This is a genomic window from Pseudomonas sp. SK3(2021) (assembly GCF_016772375.1).
Taxonomy (GTDB): Bacteria; Pseudomonadota; Gammaproteobacteria; order Pseudomonadales; family Pseudomonadaceae; genus Aquipseudomonas; species Aquipseudomonas chlororaphis_I.
This window is the reverse complement of record NZ_CP061943.1, coordinates 1499674-1518060: the sequence shown is the minus strand read 5'-3', so window position 1 is coordinate 1518060 and position 18387 is coordinate 1499674. Positions and strand designations below refer to the sequence as shown.

Annotated in this window: 16 protein-coding genes; all 16 read right to left on the bottom strand. The window is 59.6% G+C overall.

The features are described 5' to 3' along the window. Positions 1 to 43 precede the first annotated feature (43 nt). The gene (gene dnaE, locus IF690_RS06750; RefSeq protein ID WP_202699410.1) at positions 44 to 3568 is read right to left on the bottom strand and encodes a DNA polymerase III subunit alpha; all 3525 of its coding nucleotides are present in this window, start codon (positions 3566 to 3568) and stop codon (positions 44 to 46) included. Between the two features lie 69 nt (positions 3569 to 3637). Further along, positions 3638 to 4270 carry a ribonuclease HII gene (gene rnhB, locus IF690_RS06745; RefSeq protein ID WP_202701344.1) on the bottom strand — a complete coding sequence of 211 codons (633 nt, stop codon included), beginning with the start codon at positions 4268 to 4270 and terminating at the stop codon, positions 3638 to 3640. 11 nt (positions 4271 to 4281) lie between these two features. Then, positions 4282 to 5412: a lipid-A-disaccharide synthase gene (gene lpxB / locus IF690_RS06740; protein WP_502710164.1), complete on the bottom strand. Its 1131-nt coding sequence runs from the start codon at positions 5410 to 5412 to the stop codon at positions 4282 to 4284. Positions 5413 to 5414: 2 nt separating this feature from the next. Then, positions 5415 to 6191 (bottom strand): acyl-ACP--UDP-N-acetylglucosamine O-acyltransferase, encoded by a 777-nt coding sequence (lpxA, locus tag IF690_RS06735; RefSeq protein WP_202699408.1) that lies wholly within the window; start codon positions 6189 to 6191, stop codon positions 5415 to 5417. Continuing rightward, positions 6188 to 6628, bottom strand: coding sequence for a 3-hydroxyacyl-ACP dehydratase FabZ (fabZ, locus tag IF690_RS06730; protein WP_007924058.1), 441 nt, complete (start codon positions 6626 to 6628; stop codon positions 6188 to 6190). The genes lpxA and fabZ overlap by 4 nt, the downstream gene beginning before the upstream one ends. A gap of 109 nt (positions 6629 to 6737) precedes the next feature. After that, positions 6738 to 7793, bottom strand: a complete 1056-nt coding sequence (lpxD, locus tag IF690_RS06725; protein ID WP_202699407.1) for a UDP-3-O-(3-hydroxymyristoyl)glucosamine N-acyltransferase — start codon at positions 7791 to 7793, stop codon at positions 6738 to 6740. Positions 7794 to 7796: 3 nt separating this feature from the next. Continuing rightward, positions 7797 to 8300, bottom strand: coding sequence for an OmpH/Skp family outer membrane protein (locus tag IF690_RS06720; RefSeq protein ID WP_202699405.1), 504 nt, complete (start codon positions 8298 to 8300; stop codon positions 7797 to 7799). A 45-nt stretch (positions 8301 to 8345) separates the two neighbouring features. After that, positions 8346 to 10730: an outer membrane protein assembly factor BamA gene (gene bamA, locus IF690_RS06715; protein ID WP_202699403.1), complete on the bottom strand. Its 2385-nt coding sequence runs from the start codon at positions 10728 to 10730 to the stop codon at positions 8346 to 8348. A gap of 74 nt (positions 10731 to 10804) precedes the next feature. Continuing rightward, a complete protein-coding gene (gene rseP, locus IF690_RS06710) occupies positions 10805 to 12157 on the bottom strand; it encodes a sigma E protease regulator RseP (RefSeq protein WP_202699401.1) in 1353 nt (450 codons plus the stop codon). A gap of 53 nt (positions 12158 to 12210) precedes the next feature. After that, complete coding sequence (gene ispC / locus IF690_RS06705) at positions 12211 to 13401, bottom strand: 1-deoxy-D-xylulose-5-phosphate reductoisomerase (protein WP_202699400.1); 1191 nt, start codon at positions 13399 to 13401, stop codon at positions 12211 to 12213. Continuing rightward, a complete protein-coding gene (locus IF690_RS06700; protein ID WP_202699398.1) occupies positions 13398 to 14204 on the bottom strand; it encodes a phosphatidate cytidylyltransferase in 807 nt (268 codons plus the stop codon). Before IF690_RS06700 ends, ispC begins: the two co-directional genes overlap by 4 nt. Next, entirely contained in the window at positions 14204 to 14959 is a 756-nt protein-coding gene (uppS, locus tag IF690_RS06695; RefSeq protein WP_202699396.1) for a polyprenyl diphosphate synthase, read from the bottom strand. Before uppS ends, IF690_RS06700 begins: the two co-directional genes overlap by 1 nt. 14 nt (positions 14960 to 14973) lie before the next feature. Continuing rightward, positions 14974 to 15531, bottom strand: coding sequence for a ribosome recycling factor (frr, locus tag IF690_RS06690; RefSeq protein ID WP_202699388.1), 558 nt, complete (start codon positions 15529 to 15531; stop codon positions 14974 to 14976). Continuing rightward, positions 15528 to 16271 (bottom strand): UMP kinase, encoded by a 744-nt coding sequence (pyrH, locus tag IF690_RS06685; protein WP_007924076.1) that lies wholly within the window; start codon positions 16269 to 16271, stop codon positions 15528 to 15530. Before pyrH ends, frr begins: the two co-directional genes overlap by 4 nt. Before the next feature lie 207 nt (positions 16272 to 16478). Further along, positions 16479 to 17345, bottom strand: coding sequence for a translation elongation factor Ts (gene tsf / locus IF690_RS06680; RefSeq protein WP_009042383.1), 867 nt, complete (start codon positions 17343 to 17345; stop codon positions 16479 to 16481). 204 nt (positions 17346 to 17549) lie between these two features. Continuing rightward, a complete protein-coding gene (gene rpsB / locus IF690_RS06675; RefSeq protein ID WP_007924078.1) occupies positions 17550 to 18290 on the bottom strand; it encodes a 30S ribosomal protein S2 in 741 nt (246 codons plus the stop codon). Positions 18291 to 18387 lie beyond the last annotated feature (97 nt).

Genomic DNA, 18387 nt, shown 5'->3' with positions numbered 1-18387 from the left:
AAAAATTCGGGTCGAGATCGGCGCACTTTATGGCGCCAGACCGTCAACGGTATTGGAGGAAGACGTTGTCTCGCCCGAACTGGTCACGCAGGGCTTGAATCAAGGCGTCCGCCGGATCGATCCGCCAGGCTTCGCCGAACTGCAGCAAGGCCTTGGCGTCCTCCTTGGTGTACTCCATGGAGATCGGGCAAGCGCCGCGATGGCGTTTGCACAGCTCCCCCAGCCAGCGTAGCTGATCGCCCTTGAGGGCCTCGGTATGCACCTTCAGGCGCAGGCTTTCCGCCAGGTTGGTACGAGCATCCTCCATGCTCATCACCCGCTTGACCCGCAGGCGCAGGCCGCCGGAGAAGTCGTCGTTGCTGACCTCGCCCTCGACCACCACCATCGCGTCGGTCTGCAGCAGGGACTGCGCGGAATGGAAGGCATCGGCGAACAGCGAGGCCTCGATCCGCCCCGAACGATCGTCAAGGGTAATGAACCCCATCTTGTCGCCCTTTTTGTTCTTCATGACCCGCAAGGCAATGATCATGCCCGCGACGGTCTGGGTATCGCGCGCCGGCTTCAGGTCGACGATACGCTGGCGGGCGAAACGCCGGATCTCACCTTCGTATTCGTCGATCGGGTGCCCGGTCAGGTACAGGCCGAGGGTATCTTTCTCCCCTTTCAGGCGCTCCTTGAGGGTCAGTTCCTTGGCCTTGCGATGATTGGCGTAGACATCCGCATCCTCTTCGACGAAGACCCCGCCGAACAGGTCGGCGTGGCCACTGTCGGCGGTTCGCGCGGTCTGCTCGGCCGCCTTGACCGCTTCCTCCAGGGCCGATAACAGCACCGCGCGGTTGCGGTCGATGTTGGCCTGGTAGGCCTTGAGCTCGTCGTGGAAGTAGGGCCCCAGGCGATCCAGGGCACCACTGCGAATCAACGCATCGAGGGTACGCTTGTTGATGCGCTTGAGGTCGACCCGACTGCAGAAGTCGAACAGGTCCTTGAACGGGCCGCCTTCGGCACGGGCCTCGACGATCGCCTCCACTGGCCCCTCGCCCACCCCCTTGATCGCTCCCAGGCCATAGACAATGCGGCCGTCGTTGTTGACGGTGAACTTGAAGTCGGAACTGTTCACATCCGGCGCATCGAGGCGCAGCTTCATGCTGCGCACTTCTTCGATCAGCACCACCACCTTGTCGGTGTTGTGCATATCCGCGGACAGTACCGCCGCCATGAAAGGCGCCGGGTGATGCGTCTTGAGCCATGCAGTCTGGTAGGACACCAGCCCGTAGGCGGCCGAGTGGGACTTGTTGAAACCGTAGCCGGCGAACTTTTCCACCAGGTCGAAGATGTTGCCCGCCAGGTCGGCGTCGATACCGTTGTTGGCGCAACCTTCGATGAAGCCGCCGCGCTGCTTGGCCATCTCCTCGGGTTTCTTCTTACCCATGGCACGACGCAGCATGTCGGCCCCGCCAAGGGTGTAGCCAGCCATCACCTGGGCAATCTGCATCACCTGTTCCTGATACAGGATGATGCCGTAGGTCGGCGCCAGTACCGGCCGCAAGCCATCGTACTGGTAGTCCGGATGCGGATAGGCCAGTTCGGCGCGACCGTGCTTACGGTTGATGAAGTCGTCCACCATGCCCGATTGCAATGGACCAGGACGGAACAACGCTACGAGTGCGATCAGGTCTTCCAGGCAGTCGGGCTTGAGCTTCTTGATCAGCTCTTTCATGCCTCGGGATTCGAGCTGGAACACCGCAGTGGTCTCGGCCTTCTGCAGCAGCTCGTAGGTTTTCTTGTCGTCCAGCGGGATGAAGTCGATGTTGACGTCGGGCAGGTTCTTTTTCGCCTGCTCGCGGTTGATGGTCTCCATCGCCCACTTGATGATGGTCAGGGTCCGCAGGCCGAGGAAGTCGAACTTCACCAGGCCGGCAGCCTCGACGTCGTCCTTGTCGAACTGGGTCACCAGGCCGTCGCCGGCTTCGTCGCAGTAGATCGGCGAGAAGTCGGTCAGCTTGGTCGGGGCGATAACCACGCCACCGGCGTGCTTGCCGACGTTACGCACCACGCCTTCGAGCTTGCGCGCCATCTCCCAGATTTCCGCCGCTTCTTCATCGACCTTGATGAAGTCGCGCAGGATTTCTTCCTGTTCGTAGGCTTTTTCCAGGGTCATGCCGACTTCGAAGGGGATCATCTTCGACAAACGGTCAGCCAACCCGTAAGACTTGCCCTGCACCCGCGCCACGTCCCGTACCACAGCCTTCGCGGCCATGGAACCGAAGGTGATGATCTGGCTTACGGCGTTACGGCCATATTTCTCGGCCACATAGTCGATGACCCGGTCACGACCGTCCATGCAGAAGTCGACGTCGAAGTCGGGCATGGAAACCCGTTCCGGGTTGAGGAAACGTTCGAACAGCAGGTCGTAGGCCAGCGGGTCGAGGTCGGTGATCTTCTGCACGTAGGCCACCAGGGAGCCGGCACCCGACCCCCGGCCGGGCCCTACCGGCACGCCATTGCTCTTGGCCCACTGGATAAAGTCCATAACGATCAGGAAATAACCGGGGAACCCCATCTGGATGATGATATCCAGCTCGAAATTCAGCCGGTCGACATACACCTGGCGCTTGGCTTCATAGTCCTCGGTGGTGTCCTTGGGCAGCAGCACACTGAGGCGCTCCTCCAGGCCGTCGAACGAGACCTTGCGGAAATATTCATCGATCGTCATGCCTTCGGGAATCGGATAGTCAGGCAAGAAGTGCTTGCCCAGCTTCACTTCGATATTGCAGCGCTTGGCGATCTCGACTGTATTTTCCAAGGCCTCGGGCAAGTCGCTGAACAGCTCGGCCATTTCCTCGGCGCTTTTCAGGTACTGCTGGTCGCTGTAGTTCTTCGAACGGCGCGGGTCGTCGAGGGCGCGGCCTTCACCGATGCAGACCCGGGTTTCATGGGCCTCGAAGTCTTCGCGCTTGATGAACCGCACATCGTTGGTCGCCACCAGCGGCGCGCCGATCTTGTCCGCCAGGGCCACGGCTGCGTGCAACTGCTCTTCGTCGTTGGGACGGTTGGTACGCTGGACTTCCAGATAGAAACGGTCCGGGAACACCGCCATCCACTCGCGGGCCAGGGTTTCCGCCTCTTGCAGGTCGCCAGAGAGCAGGGCAAGACCGATCTCGCCCTCTTTCGCGGCCGAGAGCATGATCAGGCCTTCGGCGGCCTCGGCCACCCACTCGCGCTCGATGATGATCTGGCCATTACGCTGGCCATCGATAAAGCCGCGGGAAATCAGCTCGGTCAGGTTGCGATAGCCCACGGCATTCATCACCAGCAAGCTGATGCGGCTCAGTGGATTCTCGGGATCCTTGTTCGACAGCCACAGGTCGGCGCCACAGATCGGCTTGATCCCGGTGCCCATGGCCGCCTTGTAGAACTTGACCAGGGAACACATGTTGTTCTGGTCGGTAACCGCCACCGCGGGCATGCCCATGCCGGCCAACGTCTTGACCAGCGGTTTGATCCGCACCAGACCGTCAACCAGGGAGTATTCAGTGTGCAGGCGTAGATGAACGAATGAAGCCGGCATAGTGATCCTGTAATGAGCGCAAAAACAACAAGGCCCGGATTGTACCGGGCCTTCGCTAAAACATCAGCCTCAGGACTGAATCTCGCCCAGGTTCTCAAGGGCTTCGTAGGCTTGGCGTACCGGCGCGAACGAGCGCCGGTGAATCGGTGTCGGCCCCAGGCGGGCCAGCGCTTCCAGATGAACGGGCGTCGGATAGCCCTTGTGTCCGCCGATGCCATAACCTGGGTAGATCAGCTCGAACGCCGCCATCTCGCGATCCCGGCTGACCTTGGCCAGAATCGACGCCGCGGCGATCGCCGGCACCTTGCTATCGCCCTGGACCACGGCTTCGGCAGGCATGGACAGTTTCGGGCAACGATTACCGTCGATCATTGCCAGTTTCGGGGTCACGCTCAGCCCTTCTACTGCGCGCTGCATGGCCAGCATGGTGGCATGCAGGATATTCAATTCGTCGATTTCCTCGACTTCGGCACGGGCAATGCACCAGCTCAGGGCTTTCTCGCAAATCTCGTCGTAGAGCTTTTCGCGACGGGCCTCGGTGAGCTTCTTCGAGTCGTTCAAGCCAAGAATCGGCCGGCTCGGATCGAGGATGACCGCAGCCGTGACCACCGCGCCGCACAAGGGGCCGCGCCCTACTTCATCGACACCGGCCACCAGGTCTTCGGCATCGGCTACCAGTGAGAAATCCAGTCCCATCTGCATCTTTTCGTTACTCATGCCGGTTTGCCAATCAGGTTCAACACCGCTTCAGCCGCCTGGTTGGAGGCATCCCGGCGCAGGGTGCGATGGATCTCGTCAAAGCCGCGAGTCTGCTCCTGGCCGTCTTCGATCAAGGGCGACAGGGTCTGGGCCAGGGCCTGCGCAGTGGCGTCGTCCTGCAGCAGTTCGGGAACCAGCAGGCGTTGGGCCAGCAGGTTCGGCAGGGAAATATAAGGACTCTTGACCATGCGCTTGAGAATCCAGAAGGTCAGCGGTGCCAGGCGATAGGCGACGACCATCGGGCGCTTGTACAGCAGCGCCTCGAGGGTCGCGGTGCCGGAGGCGATCAATACCGCGTCGCAAGCCGCCAGCGCCTGATGCGACTGGCCGTTGAGCAGGGTCAGCGGCAGGTCGCGACCGGCCAGCAGCTCTTCCAGCTGAGTACGCCGCTCGGGACTCGCACAGGGCATGACGAAACGCACCCCTGGGCGCAAGGCCCGCAGACGTTGTGCCGCGTCGAGGAACAAGGCCCCGAGGCGCCCGACTTCGCCGCCACGGCTGCCCGGCATCAAGGCCACCAGCGGACCATCGGGCAGGCCCAGCTCAGCGCGAGCCGCAGCCCGATCGGCTTCCAACGGAATGGCGTCAGCCAGGGAGTGCCCGACAAACCGAACCGGCACGCCCTTCTCTTCATAGAACCTGGCTTCGAACGGGAACAGCGTCAGCATCAGATCGCAACCTTCGCGGATCTTCAGCACGCGCTTTTGCCGCCAGGCCCAGACCGAAGGGCTGACGTAGTGCACGGTCTTGATGCCGGCCTGGCGCAACTGGAGTTCGATGTTCAGGTTGAAATCGGGGGCGTCGATGCCGATGAACACGTCCGGTTTCTCGGCGATCAGGGTCTGAACCAGCTTCTTGCGCCGGGCCAGCAGCTCGCGCAAGCGCCCCAGGACCTCCACCAGCCCCATGACCGCCAGGCGCTCCATCGGGAAATAGGAAGTCAGCCCTTCGGCCTGCATCAGCGGGCCTCCGACACCGATGAATTCAACGGCGGGATGCTGGGCCTTGAGCGCACGCATCAAACCGGCGCCAAGAATGTCGCCGGAAGCTTCGCCAGCCACCAGCGCAATACGCAGTTTGCTCATGATTAACGAGTGATGCCGCGAGTCGAAGACTGGATCGAGTCACGAAATACCGCAACTTCGGGAAATTGTGCAGCTGCTTCTGCCAGCTCGACGAGCGCCTGATCGACGGTCAAGCCCTGGCGATACACCACTTTATAGGCTCGACGCAGGGCATGAATCGCTTCTTCGCTGAACCCACGACGGCGCATGCCTTCGAAGTTCATGCTGCGCGCTTCGGCCGGGTTGCCAAATACTGTGACAAAGGCCGGAACATCCTTGCCGATCGCCGTACCCATGCCGGAAAAGCTGTGGGCGCCGATATGGCAGTACTGGTGAACCAGGGTGAAACCGGACAGGATCGCCCAGTCATCCACATGTACATGGCCGGCCAACGCCGTGTTGTTGACCAGGATGCAATGGTTGCCGATCACGCTGTCATGACCGATATGGGCATAAGCCATGACCAGGTTGTGATCGCCGAGGGTGGTCTCGGAACGATCCTGGACAGTGCCGCGGTGAATGGTCACGCCTTCACGAATGATGTTGTGGTCACCAATCACCAGGCGGGTTTCCTCGCCTTTGTACTTCAGATCGGGAGTGTCTTCGCCTACCGAGGAGAACTGGTAGATACGATTGTGCTTACCGATCCGGGTCGGGCCCTTGAGCACCACATGAGGCCCGATCACCGTACCCTCGCCGATTTCCACACCGGCGCCAACGATCGACCACGGGCCAACCTCAACGTCGTCGGCCAGAATGGCCGTCGGATCGATGATTGCGCGAGGGTCAATCAAACTCATAGTTTGCGTTCCGCACAGATGATTTCAGCGGAGCAGACCGGCTTGCCGTCGACCGAGGCCTGGCATTCGAATTTCCAGATCTGGCGCTTGCAGCTGATGAACTTGGCTTCCAGGATCAACTGGTCACCCGGCAGCACCGGCTGGCGGAAGCGCAGCTTGTCGGAACCGACGAAGTAATAGAGGGTGCCATCGGCCGGCTTCACGTCCAGCATCTTGAAACCAAGAATACCCGCAGCCTGAGCCATGGCTTCGATGATCAGCACGCCCGGCATGATTGGATGCGCAGGGAAGTGACCATTGAAGAAAGGTTCGTTGATGCTGACATTCTTGTAGGCACGAATGCACTTGCCCTCAACATCCAGGTCCACTACCCGGTCCACCAACAGGAACGGGTAACGGTGAGGCAGGTATTCGCGAATCTCGTTGATGTCCATCATTTCGGGGGGAAGCCTGTAGTAAAGATTGGGAGCGCGCGACTAACGCACACTCCTCTAGCAAATCAAGGAGGCAGTCTAACGGCTGTGCACACTTGATATGGAAATGGTATCAGCCATCTGATGAAGCTTTACCGTCGGGGGTCACGTCCCCTACGCGCTTTTCCAGTTGCCGCAAGCGTCGCGCAAGATCATCGAGCTGACGGATGCGTGCCGCGCTTTTGCGCCACTCGGCAGCAGGCTGCATGGCTGTACCGGAAGAGTAGGAACCCGGCTCGGTAATCGAGTGGGTCACCATGGTCATCCCGGTCAGGAAAACGTTGTCGCAAATATCGATATGGCCAACCAGCCCGACACCGCCGGCGAGCATGCAGTGCTTGCCGATCCGGGTGCTGCCGGAAATACCGACACAAGCGGCCATGGCGGTGTGATCACCGACCTGGACGTTGTGGGCGATCTGAATCTGGTTATCCAGCTTCACGCCATTGCCAATGACGGTATCGGCCAGCGCCCCGCGATCGATAGCGGTATTCACGCCAATCTCGACATCATCGCCAATGGTGACGCCACCAACCTGCGCAATCTTCTGCCAGATGCCTTTCTCGTTGGCGAAACCGAAACCTTCGCCGCCCAGCACCGCGCCGGACTGAATGACTACACGCTTGCCGATACGCACATCGTGGTAAAGCGTCACGCGCGGAGCCAGCCAGCCGCCCTCGCCAATCTGGCAACGGGCACCGATAAAACAATGAGCACCGACCGTGACACCCGCGGCGATCTGCGCGCCGCTCTCGATGACCGCAAACGCACCAATACTGGCAGTTGCGTCGACCACAGCATCCTCGGCGATGACCGCAGTCGGATGAATACCGGCAGCCGACTTGGGCTTGGGATCGAACAGGTGGGAAATCCGTGCGTACGACAGGTAGGGGTCGGCCACTACCAAGGCATCACCGGCATAACCTTCGGCATCCGTCGCCTTCAGCAGCACGGCGCCTGCCTGGCTGTCAGCCAGATACTTACGGTATTGGGGATTTGCCAAAAAGCTCAACTGAGCTGGGCCAGCCTCCTGCAAGGTGGCCAGCCCAGTAATTTCTTTCTCTGCGGAGCCACGCAGGGTGGCTCCGAGGAACTCGGCCAACTGGCCGAGCTTTATAGTCGCTGTCATGGGTTACTTCAGCTGATTCATGCGCTCGATAACCTGGCGAGTGATGTCGTACTGAGGCTTGACATCAATCACTGCACCACGCTCGAACACCAGGTCAAAACCACCTTTCTTGATGACTTCTTCCACGGCGCTGTCGAGCTTCGGCTTCAGTTGCTTGAGCATTTCACGATCGGCAACGGCCTTGGCTTCGTTCAGTTCCTTGGACTGGAACTGGAAGTCGCGGGCTTTCTGCTTGAATTCGAGCTCCAGGCGCTCACGCTCGCCTTGCTGCATCTTGTCGCCACCGGCCACCAGACGATCCTGGATGCCCTTGGCACTGCTTTCCAGGGCTTTCAGCTTGTTCAACTGCGGGCCGAACTTCTTCTCGGCATCCACTGCGTATTTCTTCGCAGCATCGGATTCCAGCAGTGCCATCTGATAGTTCAGCACAGCGATTTTCATGTCGGCGAAGGCCGGACCTGCTACCAGGACAGTCGCCAGGAGAACCAATTGAGTCAACTTACGCACGATGCACTCCTACAAAATCCATTGTCGTTATCTTGGGTCAGACTCTTAGAAAGTCTGGCCGAGGGAGAATTGGAACACCTGGGTTTCAGCGTCGTCAGGTTTCTTGATCGGCATCGCCAGAGCAAAACTCAGCGGGCCCAGAGCGGTTACCCATGTCACGCCGACACCCACGGAACTGGCCAGATTGCTCAAGCTGATGTCGTTACACTGTGTATTGGACGATGTGCCATTGGTGTTGGTGGTCTTCTCGCACTTGGAGTCGAATACGTTACCCACGTCCCAGAACACGGAAGTCCGCAGCGAACGTTGATCCTTGACGAACGGCATCGGGAACAACACCTCGACACCACCCTGGATCAGAACGTTGCCACCGAATGGCAGGGCATCCTGGTCCGGATCAAGCGAGGTACCGGCGTTGCCCGTCACACCTACACCGCGACTCGGAGTACTGCGAGGCCCCAGGGTGCTGTCCTTGAAACCACGGACCGAGTTGAAACCACCAGCATAGTAGTTTTCATAGAACGGCAAGCCGTCGGTCGAACCATAACCGTCGCCATAACCCAGCTCGGTGTGCAGGCGCATGGTGTAGGTGTCGGTCAGCGGCTGGAACAACTGGCCGCGGTAGTCGAGCTTGAAGAACGACAGGTCGCTGCCCGGAGTAGTGGCTTCCAGCACCAGGCTCTGGGAATGACCACGGGTCGCCAGGACACCTTTGTTCAGGGTCGACTCGGACCAGCCGGCCGAAGCCTTGAAGTTCAGGTAGTTGTCGCCTTCGCGGTTCACGAAGTCGAAGATTTCGTCGACGGTATAACGACCGGTCTTGATCTTGTCCTGCTGCGCGGTCAGGCCGAAGGTCAGACGCGAAGTCTCGCTGATCGGGTAACCGACGCTGACGCCGGCACCCAGGCTGTCTACCGCATAGCTCGCCACGTCGACATCGAGGTCGTCGTAGTCGGTGGTGCGATAGAACGCGTTGTAACCCAGGCTCACGCCATCGGCAGTCCAGTAGGGGTCGACATAACCGAAGTTGTAACGGCTTTGGTATTCGCTGCGGGTCAGGCCGATGCTGACCTTGTTACCGGTGCCCAGGAAGTTGTTCTGGGTGATCGAGCCACCGAGGATCAGGCCGGCGCTCTGGGCAAAACCGACGCTGGCGGTAATCGAACCGGAAGCCTGTTCTTCTACTGCGTAGTTGACGTCTACCTGGTCGTCGACACCTGGCACGGCCGGGGTTTCGACGTTGACTTCCTTGAAGAAGCCCAGGCGCTCCAGACGGGTCTTGGACTGGTCGATCAGGTAGGTCGAAGCCCAGCCACCTTCCATCTGGCGCATTTCACGGCGCAACACTTCGTCTTCGGACTTGGTGTTGCCGCGGAAGTTGATACGGTTCACGTAGGCACGCTTGCCGGGATCGACCACGAAGGTGATATCGACCGTGTGATCGTCGTGAGGCTGTGGCACGCCGTTGACGTTGGCGAAGGTATAACCCTCGTTGCCCAGGCGGCGGGTGATCAGTTCGGAAGTGGTGGTCATCAGCTTGCGCGAGAACACCTGGCCCTTCTCGACCAGCAGCAGCGACTTGACCTGGTCTTCAGGCACTTTCAGGTCACCGCTGAGCTTCACGTCACGAACGCTGTATTTCTCGCCTTCGTTGACGTTCACAGTGATGTAGACGTGTTTCTTGTCCGGAGTGATCGAAACCTGGGTCGACGCGATATCCATGTTGATATAGCCACGATCCAGATAGTAGGAACGCAGGCGCTCCAGGTCACCGGAGAGTTTCTCACGGGCATACTTGTCGTCGTTCTTGAAGAACGACAGCCAGTTGGTGGTTTTCAGTTCGAACAGATCAACCAGGTCTTCGTCCGGGAACACGGTGTTGCCCACGACGTTGATGTGCTGGATGGCCGCGACTGTGCCTTCGTTGATATTGACCTTCAACGCCACGCGGTTGCGCGGCTGCGGGACCACTTCGGTATCGACGGTGGCCGAGTAGCGGCCCTGAGCGACATATTGGCGCTGCAGTTCGTTACGAACACCTTCAAGGGTCGCACGCTGGAAGATCTCGCCTTCCGCGAGACCGGATTGCTTGAGGCCTTTCATCAGGTCTTCAGTGGAAATCGCCTTGTTGCCTTCGATTTCGATACTGGCGACGGATGGACGCTCGACTACCGTGATGACCAGGACATTGCCATCGCGGCCCAGCTGGATATCTTGAAAGAAGCCGGTTTTGAACAGCGCACGAGTGGATTCCACGAGGCGACGATCGTCCGCCTGCTCGCCGACGTTCAGCGGCAAGGCCCCAAAGACGCTACCCGCGGAGACCCGCTGGAGGCCATTGACGCGGATATCGGAGATAGTGAAGGACTCGGCGTGAACTTCGGCGATCATCAATACGGAGAGAACCGCAGTTAGCAGCAGACGTTTCATGAAGTCCTTTCTTATTCCAACTGGCAATAAAGAAACTGCCGCAAAATGCGGCAGATTCGCAATTCAGCGAAGCGTTACAGACGACCCAGATCGTTGACCAAGGCAAGCAACATCACCCCGACCACCAAGCTGATACCGATCTGTATCCCCCAACCTTGCACCCGATCCGACAAGGGACGACCACGCGCCCACTCGATCAGATAAAACAACAGATGCCCCCCATCCAGTACAGGAATGGGCAGCAAGTTCAGAACCCCTAGGCTAATACTCAGATAAGCAAGGAAATTCAAGAAATCAGCAACGCCCGACTGGGCAGAAGCGCCCGCCACTTTAGCAATGGTTATCGGTCCACTCAAGTTTTTTACCGAGAGCTCGCCGAACAACATTTTCTTCAGTGAGTCGAGGGTCAGCACGCTCATGGTCCAAGTACGCCGGGCACCTTCGCCAATAGCAGCCAGCGGACCATAACTGACCTCGCGAAGCATTTCCGGCGGCCAATCGACGGCCTTCACCCCAGCCCCCAGATAACCACTGGCAACCTTCTCTTTACCCCGCGCGGCCAAGGTCACCGGGACGTCGATTTGAGCACCCTCACGCTCGACGCGCAGCACAATTTTGGTATCAGGACGTACACGCACCCAGTCGACGACCTGCTGCCAATCGGTCAGCACCTGGCCATCCAGCGCCAGCAAGCGATCGCCGGTTTTCAGGCCCGCCGCCTGGGCCGGGCCCTTCGGGTCGAGCTCGGCCAGAACGGGAGCGAGCGCCGGACGCCAGGGGCGAATCCCCAGGGAACGAATAGGATCTGGCTCATCGGTGCCCTTGAGCCAGTTATCGAGCACCAGTTCGCGGGGCGATTCGGCGGTCGAACCCTGCTCGCGAACCAACAACTGCAAGGTGCCGCTTTCGCCCAGACGCCGAACCAGCTGCAAGTTGACCGCCGACCACCCCACGGTGGGCTCGCCATCGATCGCAACGATTTCCTGGCCGGAACTCAGGCCAGCCTTGGCGGCAATGCTTCCAGACTCGACACTGCCGATGACCGGACGCACCTGCTCGGTACCGAGCATTGCCAGCCCCCAGAAGAACACCAACGCGAGCAGGAAGTTGGCGACAGGACCGGCGGCAACGATGGCGATACGCTGGCGTACCGACTTGCGATTGAACGACTGACCGAGCTGGTCGACGGGCACCTCACCTTCGCGCTCGTCGAGCATCTTCACGTAGCCACCCAGCGGAATGGCGGCAATCACGAATTCGGTACCTTGCCGGTCATACCAACGCAGCAGCGGCATGCCGAAGCCCACGGAGAAACGCAGAACCTTGACGCCGCAACGGCGCGCCACCCAGAAGTGACCGAATTCATGGAAGGTGACCAGCACACCCAGGGCGATCAGGGTGCCGACAATCATATAGAGCGCGCTCATCTACTTTCTCCGCAATCCTATCCAGTACCGATACGCTCGGGCTTGTCGCAACTTTACCGGCCGTTGCGACCCAGCCACTGCTCAGCCAGGGCACGGGCTTTGGCGTCCGCCGCGAACACGGCGCCCAGTTCATCGACTGCGACAACCGGTTCAAGGCTTAAAACTTCTTCGATGATACTCGCGATCTCGGGGTAGCGGATGCGCCGTTCGAGAAACGCGGCGACAGCTACCTCGTTGGCGGCATTCAACATGGCCGGGGCGCTGTTGCCAGCCTCCGCGGCCTGGCGCGCCAGGCGCAAGCACGGGAACCGCTCCTCATCAGGCGCCTGGAAGTCCAGGCGCGCCACAGCGAACAGATCCAGCGGCGGCACGCCGGAGTCGATCCGCTCCGGCCAGGCCAGGGCATTGGCGATCGGCGTGCGCATATCCGGGTTGCCCAACTGGGCCAGCACCGAACCGTCCACATAATCGACGAGCGAGTGAATCACGCTCTGAGGATGAATCACCACCTCGACCTGGGCAGGCTTGGCATCAAACAGCCAGCACGCCTCGATCAGCTCAAGGCCTTTGTTCATCATGCTGGCCGAATCGACGGAAATCTTGCGCCCCATGGACCAGTTGGGGTGGGCACACGCCTGCTCGGGCGTTACCCGCTCCAGCTCGGCCAGCGGAGTTTGGCGGAATGGGCCACCGGATGCAGTCAGCAAAATACGCCGCACCCCCACATGGCTTAACCCACGGGAAAAGTCCGCAGGCATGCACTGGAAGATGGCGTTGTGCTCACTGTCGATGGGCAGCAATACCGAACCACTCTTGCCCACCGCCTGCATGAACAGCGCGCCGGACATGACCAGCGCTTCTTTATTGGCCAGGAGAATTTTCTTGCCGGCCTCGACGGCAGCCAGGGTCGGACGCAAGCCCGCGGCACCGACGATAGCCGCCATGACCGCGTCGACTTCAGGGGCGGACGCCACTTCACACAAGCCCTCCTCGCCCACCAGTACACGGGTGCGCGAACCGGCATTGCGCAAGTCTTCCTGCAAGCTGCGCGCGGCAGCGATATGCGGGACGACAGCAAAACGGGGAGCGTGATGAATACACAGCGCCAACAACTCGGCCAGACGACTGAAACCACTCAGGGCAAAGACCTGATAACGCTCGGGATGGCGGGCAATGACATCCAGCGTGCTGAGGCCGATAGAACCGGTGGCCCCGAGAACCGTAACCTGCTGTGGGCGGCTCACAACGCAGCCATCCACAACAGTACGGCGAATACCGGAATGGCCGCGGTCAGGCTGTCGATACGGTCGAGCACGCCACCATGACCCGGCAGCAGGTTACTGCTGTCCTTGATCCCGGCCTGGCGCTTGAACATGCTTTCGGTCAGGTCGCCGACCACCGAGATGAACACCACGATAGCCGCTCCGAGCAAGCCAAGGATGATCTGCCCGAAGGACCAGCCCGCAACCAACCCCACCACTGCCGCGATCGCCAGGCTCAGCAGCAGACCACCGTACACCCCTTCCCAGCTCTTGCCCGGGCTGACCTGCGGCGCCAGCTTGCGCTTGCCGAACGCCTTGCCGGAGAAGTAGGCACCGATATCAGCGCCCCAGACCAGCACCATCACCGCCATGATCAACCAGTTGCCCAAAGGCTGCTGCTTGATGAAGACCAGGCCCTGCCAGGCCGGCAACAGAATCAGCAGACCGATCACCAGCTTGGCCGCGGCACCGGCCCAATGCTCGCTGGTACGCGGATAGGTGAGCACCAGGAAAGTCGCCAGCCCCCACCAGAGCACCGCTGCACCAAGCACCCAAGGCGCGATACCCGGCAACAGCTGCATCAGGAACAACAGCGCAGCGACCACTACTGCGTAGGCAATACGGGTCGGCTGAGCCTCGAAACCCGCCAGGCGCGCCCACTCCCAGGCCCCGAGGGTCACCACCAGCCCGATAAACAGGGCGAAGGCGGAACCTTCGAGCAGGAAAAAACCGCACAAGGCGATCGGCAGCAGGATCAGCGCAGTAATGATTCGTTGTTTGAGCATTAAACCCGGGCTCCAGCTTCGACCTGTTCGCTCGTTTTACCGAAGCGGCGCTGGCGAGAAGCGTAATCGGCCAGCGCGGCGCGCATGGCATCGTGTTTGAAGTCCGGCCAGAACAGGTCGGAGAAGTACAGCTCGGCATAAGCCAGCTGCCAGAGCAGGAAATTGCTGATGCGGTGCTCGCCCCCCGTGCGAATGCACAGGTCCGGCAACGGCAGGTCGCCAGTCGCCAGGCAGGTTTGCAACAACTCGGGGGTAATGTCGTCAGGGCGCAGGTGCCCTGCCTGAACTTCCCGCGCCAGGCGCTGAGCGGCCTGGGCGATATCCCACTGACCGCCATAGTTGGCGGCGATCTGCAGAATGAAGCGGTCACTGCCCGCGGTCAATGCCTCTGCCTCGCGCATCGCCGCCTGCAACTCAGGATGGAAACGCGAACGATCGCCAATGATGCGCAGACTGATGTTGTTCTCGTTGAGGCGCTTGGCCTCGCGACGCAACGCCTTGAAGAACAGGTCCATCAAGGCACTGACCTCATCGGCCGGCCGCTGCCAGTTCTCACTGGAGAAGGCAAACAGGGTCAGCACCTCGACCCTGGCCTCGGCACAGACCTCGATCACCGCCCGCACGGCATCCACACCCGCCTTGTGCCCGGCAACACCGGGCATGAAGCGTTTTTTCGCCCAGCGATTGTTGCCATCCATGATGATCGCGACATGGCGCGGCACCGAGGACGGCGCACTCTGCTTGGTCTTGTCCATTTAAAGCCCGACCCTTATACGGCCATCAGGTCCTTTTCTTTTTCGTCAGTTGCCTTAGCGATCTGAGCCTCGAACTCTTTGATCAGCTTGTCGATCTCAGCACCGGCGCGACGCTCTTCGTCTTCACTGATTTCCTTGTCCTTGGACAGTTTTTTCAGTTCACCCAAGGCATCGCGGCGAATATTGCGCACAGCAACACGGGCATCTTCAGCAGCGGCACGCGCCTGCTTGGTGAAGCCTTTGCGGGTTTCTTCAGTCAGCGGCGCCATTTTGATCAGCAGCAGCTCGCCAAGATTGGTCGGATTGAGGTTCAGGCCAGCACTGCCGATGGCCTTGTCGATTGCCCCAAGCATGTTGCGCTCGAATGGCACCACCTGCAGGGTCTGAGAGTCTTTCACGGTAACACTGGCCACACCGCTCAACGGAGTGTCAGTGCCATAGTAAGGCACCATCACGCTACCCAGAATGCTCGGGTGCGCCTTGCCAGTGCGGATCTGGCCGAACGCATGAGCCAGCGACTCCAGGGACTTCTTCATGCGCTCTTGGGCGTCTTTCTTGATTTCGTTGATCATTGTTCGCCTTCCTCGATCAGGGTTCCTTCAGCGCCGCCATGCACAATGTTCAGCAGGGCGCCGGGCTTGTTCATGTTGAATACGCGCAATGGCATCTTATGGTCGCGGCACAGGCAGATCGCCGTCAGATCCATGACACCCAGCTTGCGATCCAGTACTTCATCGTAGGTCAGATGATCGAACTTCTCGGCATGCGGGTCTTTGAATGGGTCTGCGGTGTACACGCCGTCAACCTTGGTTGCCTTGAGCACTACGTCGGCATCGATCTCGATCGCCCGCAAACATGCCGCGGAGTCGGTCGTGAAGAACGGGTTGCCGGTACCGGCAGCGAAGATCACCACTTCCTTGGAGTTCAGATGACGCATCGCCTTGCGACGGTCATAGTGATCGGTCACACCGACCATGGAAATGGCCGACATGACGATCGCCGAGATGTTCGCACGTTCCAGCGCGTCGCGCATGGCCAGGCCGTTCATCACAGTGGCCAGCATGCCCATGTGGTCGCCTGTTACCCGATCCATGCCGGCCGCGCTGAGCGCCGCGCCACGGAACAGGTTGCCACCGCCGATGACCAGGCCGACCTGAACGCCGATACCCACCAGTTGGCCGACTTCCAGCGCCATGCGATCCAGCACCTTAGGGTCGATCCCGAACTCTTCCGAGCCCATCAGGGCCTCGCCGCTAAGCTTGAGTAGAATGCGTTTATAGCGAGCTTGATAACCACTGCCCTGCTGAGCCATTGCGAATCTCTCCTGCGGCGTATTTTAAAAATTCTCTGCAGGCTGTTTGCAGCCTGCGTTCACTCTAGCTTGACGCTGTCACAGCGCCATCAGAACACGACTTTGTAAACCGGTTCCGAAGGCAACCAATTAAATTGGCTACCCCATTTGAAAAGAGGCTGCGCGCGTGAGCGGGCAGCCTCTTTCGGCGACAGTTGAAAAACCGTCTTACTGTTGCTTGGCAGCAGCCAGTTGTGCAGCAACTTCTTCAGCGAAGTTGTCTTCTTTCTTCTCGATGCCTTCACCTACCGCGAAGCGGGTGAACGAAACGATTTCAGCGCCGCCTTTCTTGGCCAGGGCACCTACGGTGATTTCTGGATCCTTGACGAAAGCTTGCTCAACCAGGCTGGCTTCGGCCAGGAACTTGCTGATACGGCCACCGATCATTTTTTCAACGATTTCGGCTGGCTTGCCTTTCATCTTGTCTTCGTTCAGCTGCAGGAACACGGCCTTCTCGCGCTCGATGGCTTCAGCGGAAACTTGCGATGGCAGCAGGAACTCAGGGTTGCTTGCAGCCACGTGCATGGCGATGTCCTTGGCCAGCTCCACGGAACCGCCTTTCAGGACAACCGCAACACCGATCTTGTTACCGTGCAGGTAAGTACCGACCACGTCACCTTCAACGCGAGCCAGACGACGGATGTTGACGTTCTCGCCAGTCTTGCCAACCAGCACCAGGCGATCGGCTTCTTGAGCTTCGATCAGCGGAGCGGCGTCGGTCAGCTTGTCAGCGAAAGCTTTTTCCACGCTGGCAGCAACGAATGCCTTGAAGTCATCCTGCAGAGCCAGGAAGTCGGTCTGCGAGTTGACTTCCAGCAGAACGGCGGCTTTACCGTCGTCCTTGATGGCGATGGCGCCTTCAGCAGCGATGTTGCCTGCCTTCTTGGCAGCCTTGATGGCGCCCGAAGCACGCATGTCATCAATGGCTTTCTCGATGTCGCCGCCAGCCTTAGTCAAGGCTTTCTTGCAGTCCATCATGCCTTCGCCGGTACGCTCGCGCAGTTCTTTAACCAACGCTGCAGTAATCTCTGCCATTTTCAAATTCCTCTTGGATAGGTTTTCAACCATTCCACCCGACTCAACGGGCGATCAATTCTTGAGCTGCGCTCTCGAAAACCCTTGATAGCCGCCGCACATGACAAGAACTGCAGGGGCGCCATCGGTAAATGATTTCCGAGGTGGCAAAAAGGGGGCCTAGCCCCCTTTTTGCGTACTGAGTAAACGCTAAGCGTCAGTTACTCAGGCTTCAGCTGCCGGCGCTGGAGCGTCTTCAGCGAATACTTCGGTGCCGCCAGCAACGTTGTTGCGGCCACGGATCACGGCGTCAGCCATCGAACCCATGTACAGCTGGATGGCGCGAATGGCGTCATCGTTGCCTGGGATGATGTAGTCAACGCCTTCCGGGCTGCTGTTGGTATCGACAACGCCGATGACCGGGATACCCAGCTTGTTGGCTTCGGTGATCGCGATGCGCTCGTGGTCAACGTCGATCACGAACAGCGCGTCAGGCAGACCGCCCATGTCCTTGATACCACCCAGGCTACGATCCAGCTTTTCCAGATCGCGAGTGCGCATCAGCGCCTCTTTCTTGGTCAGCTTGGCGAAGGTGCCGTCTTCCGACTGAACTTCCAGGTCACGCAGACGCTTGATGGAAGCACGGATGGTCTTGTAGTTGGTCAGCATGCCGCCCAACCAGCGGTGATCGACGTACGGCGAACCGCAACGTGCTGCTTCTTCAGCAACGATCTTGCCAGCGGAACGCTTGGTGCCGACGAACAGAATCTTGTTTTTGCCCTGGGCCAGACGTTCTACGAAAGTCAGAGCTTCGTTGAACATTGGCAGGGTTTTTTCAAGGTTGATGATGTGAATCTTGTTACGCGCGCCGAAAATGTACTTGCCCATTTTCGGATTCCAGTAACGGGTTTGGTGACCGAAGTGCACACCGGCCTTCAGCATATCGCGCATGTTGACTTGGGACATGATAGTTCCTTAATAAGTCGGGTTAGGCCTCCACGTATCCCAATGACCAACCAACAGCTTGTGCTGAGGGCACCCAGGTCATCGTGTCGACACGTGT